Source organism: Lysinibacillus sp. FJAT-14222, assembly GCF_001278875.1.
Taxonomy (GTDB): Bacteria; Bacillota; Bacilli; order Bacillales_A; family Planococcaceae; genus Lysinibacillus; species Lysinibacillus agricola.
On record NZ_LIYL01000059.1, the window covers coordinates 221,411 to 231,001 of the forward strand.

Annotated in this window: 4 protein-coding genes and 2 CRISPR repeat arrays; all 4 genes read left to right on the top strand. The window is 38.7% G+C overall.

The window, feature by feature from the left end; all coding sequences use genetic code 11:
• The first annotated feature begins 3 nt into the window (after positions 1-3).
• From cas7c to cas2, 4 genes are read left to right on the top strand one after another with little or no spacing between them, the layout of a single operon-like run.
• On the top strand, positions 4-840 hold the full coding sequence (cas7c, locus tag AN161_RS24770) for a type I-C CRISPR-associated protein Cas7/Csd2 (RefSeq protein WP_053596976.1): 837 nt from the start codon (positions 4-6) through the stop codon (positions 838-840).
• Positions 830-1,480 (top strand): CRISPR-associated protein Cas4, encoded by a 651-nt coding sequence (gene cas4, locus AN161_RS24775; protein ID WP_053597034.1) that lies wholly within the window; start codon positions 830-832, stop codon positions 1,478-1,480. The genes cas7c and cas4 overlap by 11 nt, the downstream gene beginning before the upstream one ends.
• Positions 1,480-2,511 carry a type I-C CRISPR-associated endonuclease Cas1c gene (gene cas1c, locus AN161_RS24780; protein WP_053596977.1) on the top strand — a complete coding sequence of 344 codons (1,032 nt, stop codon included), beginning with the start codon at positions 1,480-1,482 and terminating at the stop codon, positions 2,509-2,511. Before cas4 ends, cas1c begins: the two co-directional genes overlap by 1 nt.
• 9 nt (positions 2,512-2,520) lie before the next feature.
• Positions 2,521-2,811 (top strand): CRISPR-associated endonuclease Cas2, encoded by a 291-nt coding sequence (gene cas2, locus AN161_RS24785; protein WP_053596978.1) that lies wholly within the window; start codon positions 2,521-2,523, stop codon positions 2,809-2,811.
• A gap of 162 nt (positions 2,812-2,973) precedes the next feature.
• Positions 2,974-6,387: a CRISPR direct-repeat array (repeat unit 33 nt; unit sequence GTCACTCTCTGTATGGAGAGTGTGGATTGAAAT).
• Positions 6,388-6,451: 64 nt separating this feature from the next.
• A CRISPR array of direct repeats spans positions 6,452-9,590; the repeat unit is 32 nt; unit sequence GTCACTCTCTGTATGGAGAGTGTGGATTGAAA.
• The last annotated feature ends 1 nt before the right edge of the window (position 9,591 follow it).

Below are 9,591 nucleotides of genomic sequence, written 5' to 3' on the forward strand. Positions count from 1 at the left end.
ACGATGACAACATTAGATCATAAAATTGATTTTGCGGTTGTATTTTCTGTACAAAATGCCAATCCAAATGGTGATCCATTAAATGGTAATCGTCCGCGTCAAAATTACGATGGTTATGGTGAAGTATCGGATGTATGTATTAAGCGTAAATTACGCAACCGCCTACAAGATATGGGGGAAGCAATTTTTGTACAATCTGATGATCGTAATAATGACGGCTTTAAAAGTTTAAACGATCGAGCAGATGCGATTCCAGAGCTTAAAAAGATAAAGGCTGATAAAAAAGGCAATGCCGATGTGTATGCAACGATTGCGAGTGGTACTTGGTTTGATGTGCGTGCATTTGGACAAGTTTTTGCTTTTAAAGGAGATTCTTTGTCTGTCGGTGTTCGTGGTCCAGTATCTATTCACCCAGCTATTAGTCTTGCTCCAATCGACATTACAAGTATTCAAATAACAAAAAGTGTGAATTCTGTAACGGGCGATAAAAAGGGCTCTGATACAATGGGCATGAAGCATCGAGTTGATTTTGGTATCTATAAGTTTTTTGGAAGTATTAATACACAATTAGCTGAGAAAACAGGCTTTACAAATGAAGATGCTGTTAAATTAAAAGAAGCATTAATTACATTGTTTGAAAACGATGCTTCTTCTGCTCGTCCAGAGGGATCGCTAGAAGTACATAAAGTGATTTGGTGGGAGCATAATTCAAAGCTTGGCCAATACTCATCAGCAAAAGTACACCGTTCTTTAAAGCTAGATGGAAATTCATTTGAGGATTTAACAATTACTGTTGAGCCATTAGAGGGGCTGAAGGTTCATGAGCTGGATGGTAAATGATGATGTCGATTATTTAATGTTATCGGGTATTCAGCATTTTCGCTTCTGTTCACGACAATGGGCGTTGATCCATATAGAACAGCAATGGGCAGAAAATGTTTTGACGATTGAAGGACAACATGTTCATGAAAAAGCAGATCAACCATTTTTACGTGAAAAGCGTGGAAATAAATTAATTGTGAGAGCGATGCCCATTCGCTCTCACAGTTTAAAGACGAATGGTATTTGTGATGTCGTAGAATTTTACGAACATAAAGATGGTGTTCCTATACATGGCGAGACTGGTACTTATTTACCAATCCCAGTAGAATACAAGCGCGGAAAACCAAAGAGGGGACAGGAGGATGTTGTTCAGCTTGTGGCGCAAGTTATGTGTTTAGAGGAGATGCTATTATGTGACATTCCGGCTGCATACTTATTTTATGATGAAATAAAACGCCGTGTAAAAGTTGATATTACAGATGAAATGCGTAATGAAGTACAGTCTATGTTTAAACAAATGCATCATTATTTTGATAGAAGACATACGCCAAAAGTGAAAACAGGAAAGCACTGTGTAAGCTGCTCTTTACAAAATTTATGTATGCCGGAGCTCATGTCATCGACTACGGTTCGCAGCTATATGGAGAGGTATTTATAATGAAAAAATTGCTAAATACATTATTTATTACAACTCCTGATATTTACCTGTCGTTAAAAGGTGAGAATGTTGTCATAACACATGAAAATCAGCAACTCGGCAGATTTCCACTACACAATTTTGAGGCAATCTGTACTTTTGGATATGCTGGAGCAAGTCCTAAATTAATGTATGCATGTGCAGAAAAAAATATTAATTTAACGTTTTTGTCACGTTCAGGGAGGTTTTTAGCACGAGTAGTTGGCGAAAGTAAAGGCAATGTAATATTACGTAAGACGCAATATCGTTTATCAGAAAATGAAGTTGAAAGTGCGAAAATTGCTCGTAATTTTATATTTGCAAAGATTGCAAATCAAAAATGGATTTTAGAGCGAATGGCACGTGATTACCCGCTTCGTATAGATGTACCCATGTTTAAGCAAGTTTCTAGTGAATTGACAACAGCCATGAAGGCGATTTTAGTGACTGAGGATTTAGAACGTTTACGTGGACTAGAAGGACAAGCTGCCACAGCGTATTTTAAACTGTTCGACCAAATGATTTTGCAACAAAAAGACATTTTCTACTTTAGAAATCGTAATCGTCGTCCACCAACAGACAACGTAAATGCTTTATTGTCACTTGCTTACACATTGCTTGCCTCAGATGTCACATCTGCATTGGAAACAGTAGGCTTGGATGCCTATGTTGGCTATTTACACCGTGATCGCCCAGGTCGTGCATCACTTGCTCTAGACGTCATGGAGGAGCTACGTGGTGTTATGGCAGATCGCTTTGTCCTTAAAATGATTAATAAAAAAATGATGCAATCTACTGATTTTGTACAAAAAGAAAACGGTGCTGTACTCTTAACGGATGACGGACGAAGGAAATTTATTAAAGCATGGCAAGAACGTAAACAAGAAAGTCTTACACATCCATACTTAAACGAAAAAATAAATTGGGGTCTTGTCCCTCACGCACAAGCAATTCTACTTGCACGTTATTTACGGGGGGATATAGAAGAATATCCACCTTTTTTATGGAAATGAGGGGCTTACATGTTAGTATTAGTCACTTACGATGTTGTCACGAAAACACCTATTGGCCGAAAGCGATTACGAAAGGTTGCAAAAATATGTGAAAATTTCGGAATACGTGTGCAAAATTCAGTTTTTGAGTGTGTAGTAGATGCCACTCAGTTTAAGCAACTACAACTCGCACTACAGGAGATTATTGATGTGGAAGAAGATAGTCTACGTTTCTATCAGCTAGGCAACAATTACAAATCAAAGGTTATTCATATCGGAGCAAAAGAAACATTCAATGTTGAAGATACAATAATTTTATAATCGGTGCGGATGCCAAGCAAACATAAATTCCTAGAGAGATCCGCACCAAATTTTGATGAAAATTCAATCATCAGAAATGGTAAGAATGGTATGAAAGAATTAGAATGAAAAGATAAATAGCAAAAATCGTTTAGAGTTATTATTTTTTTATGAATTTTTGCAGTCACTCTCTGTATGGAGAGTGTGGATTGAAATGTTCGTCGTCTCGTAAGTTCATCAACGACGTTAACACAGTCACTCTCTGTATGGAGAGTGTGGATTGAAATGTTCAGTTATTTGTTAAATAGAATGATAAACTTTGGTCACTCTCTGTATGGAGAGTGTGGATTGAAATCAAAATACGTTTGTACATTGGAGGCGACAGGATGATGTCACTCTCTGTATGGAGAGTGTGGATTGAAATCGCATTTATCAGTGGATGGCTTTTATTATACGCGTCACTCTCTGTATGGAGAGTGTGGATTGAAATGATTTTATCAATGCATTGGAAGTGAGTCGGAACGAGTCACTCTCTGTATGGAGAGTGTGGATTGAAATCTAATTTAAGACTTGCTGCAAACAGTGGAATAAACGTCACTCTCTGTATGGAGAGTGTGGATTGAAATTCCTAAACCATCGATAAAACTCGTGATTAATATAGTCACTCTCTGTATGGAGAGTGTGGATTGAAATGCATCTTTTAAAGAGTAGTTTAACTTTCCATTTAGTCACTCTCTGTATGGAGAGTGTGGATTGAAATATCCTCCAGGTATAACACTAGCTTGCGGTAAATCGTCACTCTCTGTATGGAGAGTGTGGATTGAAATTACTTTGTCAATGTCTTTTAATCGTTCAATGACGTCACTCTCTGTATGGAGAGTGTGGATTGAAATTTATCACCTATTTCCACTATTAATAGTTTTTTCGTCACTCTCTGTATGGAGAGTGTGGATTGAAATAAATCTAATAGAAGAACTACTAGTTTTCGGGACAAGGTCACTCTCTGTATGGAGAGTGTGGATTGAAATAATATCTCCATCATCTTGACGTGCTGAACGACCAGTCACTCTCTGTATGGAGAGTGTGGATTGAAATTTTTATAGAATTGATAAGGAAGGATGAGTGAAAATGTCACTCTCTGTATGGAGAGTGTGGATTGAAATAGGAGCAGTGGCGACAATCGGCGGTGTTGAATACGGTCACTCTCTGTATGGAGAGTGTGGATTGAAATAATAGATGATATTGTTATGAATAAATTTGAAGAACGTCACTCTCTGTATGGAGAGTGTGGATTGAAATATTTAATGATATACAAGACGCAAAGCTGGTGGACGTGTCACTCTCTGTATGGAGAGTGTGGATTGAAATTATTCGTCAGTTTGTTGAGATGGCAGACCAGGACGACGTCACTCTCTGTATGGAGAGTGTGGATTGAAATATCGACCATACGTCCATCAACTGACACGTTACGAGTCACTCTCTGTATGGAGAGTGTGGATTGAAATATCTTAGCGAAGGCGGTGTCTGATGGATGGACTGTCACTCTCTGTATGGAGAGTGTGGATTGAAATCTTTTTCATTGCCCTGGGACTTTATGGCGTTGCTAGTCACTCTCTGTATGGAGAGTGTGGATTGAAATGTTGTAAGCATCCTCTACACGGTCATAGTGGTCTCGTCACTCTCTGTATGGAGAGTGTGGATTGAAATCTAACTTAGTATAACATTAATCAATTTTCTTTGCGTCACTCTCTGTATGGAGAGTGTGGATTGAAATTCTGCAAATATCTATTGCATAGTATCGTAATATCTCGTCACTCTCTGTATGGAGAGTGTGGATTGAAATACCTGTTAATAAATTTGTTACGATAGTTTGTAGGTCACTCTCTGTATGGAGAGTGTGGATTGAAATAATACTATCTTTGTAGTTATCGTAAAAAATCGAAAACGTCACTCTCTGTATGGAGAGTGTGGATTGAAATCACAGAGGACGGAGAGGGCAATTTGAGATATTGGTGTCACTCTCTGTATGGAGAGTGTGGATTGAAATTCCTAAATCACTTAAATTCTTTCTCAATTTAACGTCACTCTCTGTATGGAGAGTGTGGATTGAAATTGGCACTGGGCCTAAGTGGGATCAAAAAGCAAAGGTCACTCTCTGTATGGAGAGTGTGGATTGAAATTACCATTAAAGACATACTAGATGGCGATGTAGCGTCACTCTCTGTATGGAGAGTGTGGATTGAAATAAACGTTTCGATAATTTGGCAGTCTGATAATTTTTGTCACTCTCTGTATGGAGAGTGTGGATTGAAATATTTCAATGCTGCAAGCGTCACTGATGCCCCACGTGTCACTCTCTGTATGGAGAGTGTGGATTGAAATCATTGCCCATCTACCAGCACCTACCGCGCCTTTCGTCACTCTCTGTATGGAGAGTGTGGATTGAAATACGTAATTCATCATCCATGTACTCAGCTAATACATCGTCACTCTCTGTATGGAGAGTGTGGATTGAAATTTAGAAGAACATATCTTATGTGATCCACGTATCAAGTCACTCTCTGTATGGAGAGTGTGGATTGAAATCAACCATAAATCATAGTTATTGACCATGGATAACAGTCACTCTCTGTATGGAGAGTGTGGATTGAAATTCAATGCTTCCGCTTGTGATTTAACCTCTTGCTTCGTCACTCTCTGTATGGAGAGTGTGGATTGAAATTAAGGTAGTTGCGAGTTTATTGGCAGATTCATTTAGTCACTCTCTGTATGGAGAGTGTGGATTGAAATTTCATCGAATACAGGTTTAGCCACCGTAACATCTTGTCACTCTCTGTATGGAGAGTGTGGATTGAAATTTGATTGTAAAAACGAAAAGTAAAAATTAACGCAGGTCACTCTCTGTATGGAGAGTGTGGATTGAAATAAGAGAAAGCGCAAAGAGAAATGGAGTTAATGCGTCACTCTCTGTATGGAGAGTGTGGATTGAAATATTGTTTTAGATTTAGAAGTTACTAAGAGTTTTGGTCACTCTCTGTATGGAGAGTGTGGATTGAAATGTTATCTAGACGAAGATGATGAACTTTATGAAGAGTCACTCTCTGTATGGAGAGTGTGGATTGAAATCTCAAATATAGCTCATAAAAATAATATTTTTGTTGTCACTCTCTGTATGGAGAGTGTGGATTGAAATCTCTTGACCAAGAACGTGGATAGCAAAGTAGTCTGTCACTCTCTGTATGGAGAGTGTGGATTGAAATTTCCATTAAAGAAAGTTCATCCAAAGATTTTTTGTCACTCTCTGTATGGAGAGTGTGGATTGAAATTATTAAATTGTATCAATAATGGCAAGTGTTGTCAGGTCACTCTCTGTATGGAGAGTGTGGATTGAAATTTTCGTGGACACGCCAACGAGCAAGGATCGGTATTGTCACTCTCTGTATGGAGAGTGTGGATTGAAATATTGTGGCAAGAAAAATCTAGTCTAGCACACTCGGTCACTCTCTGTATGGAGAGTGTGGATTGAAATGCCTGTCCATAGACCAATCTGTTTGAACACTCTCGGTCACTCTCTGTATGGAGAGTGTGGATTGAAATGATATCTACAATGATTGAAGCAGAAATTACTGGTGTNTGTCCATAGACTGTTTGAACACTCTCGGTCACTCTCTGTATGGAGAGTGTGGATTGAAATGATATCTACAATGATTGAAGCAGAAATTACTGGTGTCACTCTCTGTATGGAGAGTGTGGATTGAAATTATAAGGTTTTCAAATATACGTCTTAGGTAAACAAGTCACTCTCTGTATGGAGAGTGTGGATTGAAATGCCTGTCCATAGACCAATCTGTTTGAACACTCTCGGTCACTCTCTGTATGGAGAGTGTGGATTGAAATGATATCTACAATGATTGAAGCAGAAATTACTGGTGTCACTCTCTGTATGGAGAGTGTGGATTGAAATTATAAGGTTTTCAAATATACGTCTTAGGTAAACAAGTCACTCTCTGTATGGAGAGTGTGGATTGAAATGCCTGTCCATAGACCAATCTGTTTGAACACTCTCGGTCACTCTCTGTATGGAGAGTGTGGATTGAAATGATATCTACAATGATTGAAGCAGAAATTACTGGTGTCACTCTCTGTATGGAGAGTGTGGATTGAAATTATAAGGTTTTCAAATATACGTCTTAGGTAAACAAGTCACTCTCTGTATGGAGAGTGTGGATTGAAATGCCTGTCCATAGACCAATCTGTTTGAACACTCTCGGTCACTCTCTGTATGGAGAGTGTGGATTGAAATGATATCTACAATGATTGAAGCAGAAATTACTGGTGTCACTCTCTGTATGGAGAGTGTGGATTGAAATTATAAGGTTTTCAAATATACGTCTTAGGTAAACAAGTCACTCTCTGTATGGAGAGTGTGGATTGAAATGCGTTAAGGAATATCAACGTAACTCCAGGAGAGCAGTCACTCTCTGTATGGAGAGTGTGGATTGAAATACCTACTTTTTTTCAATAGTGTCTCCAAAGGTGGTCGTCACTCTCTGTATGGAGAGTGTGGATTGAAATATGCTTAACAGTGATTTTCAAATTTTTATTGATGTCACTCTCTGTATGGAGAGTGTGGATTGAAATTGGTACTTGAACAGTTAAATTTACTTGTAATTGTTGTCACTCTCTGTATGGAGAGTGTGGATTGAAATAGCCGTACCATCTTTATTAACTATCATGGCTTTACCGTCACTCTCTGTATGGAGAGTGTGGATTGAAATATGTGCACATACTACACGTTGGTCATCGCATGAAAGGTCACTCTCTGTATGGAGAGTGTGGATTGAAATTAGTATTGTACCAGTTGTTTTTGGTACAGCACCTGTCACTCTCTGTATGGAGAGTGTGGATTGAAATATTTAGAAGTGCTTCATCTGGACTAAAGGATTTAGTCACTCTCTGTATGGAGAGTGTGGATTGAAATTTTAAATCTACAACTAACTAAATATTGCAACTGGAGTCACTCTCTGTATGGAGAGTGTGGATTGAAATCGTACATTAGTTGATCCTATGGACATCGATGAAACAGTCACTCTCTGTATGGAGAGTGTGGATTGAAATAATAGCTGATAATCCAATGGAAAAAGATGTACTAGTCACTCTCTGTATGGAGAGTGTGGATTGAAATGATCGAGTACAAGCCATTCTTACTAAACGTCCGAAGTCACTCTCTGTATGGAGAGTGTGGATTGAAATAAGGTAAGTAAATCTTGCTCATCCTTAAACGTTGTCACTCTCTGTATGGAGAGTGTGGATTGAAATCCAACGGCTTGGGCTATGGATGTCTAACGCACCTTGGTCACTCTCTGTATGGAGAGTGTGGATTGAAATAAACCATTGTTTCAGTTTCCGTTTAGTGGTCCTTGTCACTCTCTGTATGGAGAGTGTGGATTGAAATAGCTGTTTAATATCAGCCTGTAATGCGTCTATTTGTCACTCTCTGTATGGAGAGTGTGGATTGAAATAGTACAGGTAAGGGTGCCGGAGGAGGTAGTGCTCCGTCACTCTCTGTATGGAGAGTGTGGATTGAAATTATAAGTACCACCTAAAGAAACTCTAACAGCCTGTGTCACTCTCTGTATGGAGAGTGTGGATTGAAATTTGAATGAATTCGTAATTTTCGTCGCCAGTACCGTCACTCTCTGTATGGAGAGTGTGGATTGAAATCCTGTAAAATCAAACAGTACAGCAGCAATGTCATGTCACTCTCTGTATGGAGAGTGTGGATTGAAATCACCAATGCGCCAAAAGGGACATCATCAGCGTTTTCCCGTCACTCTCTGTATGGAGAGTGTGGATTGAAATTATCAGCTTTACCGTAGACACTAGCTAAATCACTGTCACTCTCTGTATGGAGAGTGTGGATTGAAATTGCCACTCTGTACCAATCCGTATAATCTAGCATGTCACTCTCTGTATGGAGAGTGTGGATTGAAATTACTATAGTCCAAATGGACAAATGGAAATGGAAGGTCACTCTCTGTATGGAGAGTGTGGATTGAAATGTATGAGTACGATGAATACATGTTGTTTAAGCAGTCACTCTCTGTATGGAGAGTGTGGATTGAAATTTTAAAGCTAACGACCTGAGCAAGGTTGAAGAAATGTCACTCTCTGTATGGAGAGTGTGGATTGAAATTATGAGTACAAGAATTAGTTATCCAGTAGAAGTTGTCACTCTCTGTATGGAGAGTGTGGATTGAAATATATGATAGTGAACATACATTTGTAAAAGAATCAGTCACTCTCTGTATGGAGAGTGTGGATTGAAATTATACTTTCTGTTGCAATTTCCACAAGCTGTGTAACGTCACTCTCTGTATGGAGAGTGTGGATTGAAATCGTGTCGGCATGTTTGATGGTGAAAAATATTATGTCACTCTCTGTATGGAGAGTGTGGATTGAAATCAGAAGGTTTTTACACAGTAATTGCATCATGCATGTCACTCTCTGTATGGAGAGTGTGGATTGAAATAACAATGACAGGAGATAAGATTTTAAAAATTGATGTCACTCTCTGTATGGAGAGTGTGGATTGAAATAACTGGACGTTTTATTTAGAGAATTTCAAAAAGCGTCACTCTCTGTATGGAGAGTGTGGATTGAAATTCAACTAAGACACCATTTATAGTTTTTCTACCTAAGTCACTCTCTGTATGGAGAGTGTGGATTGAAATAGCAGGAACGAAATGCTCTACTGTATACGTAAATGTCACTCTCTGTATGGAGAGTGTGGATTGAAAT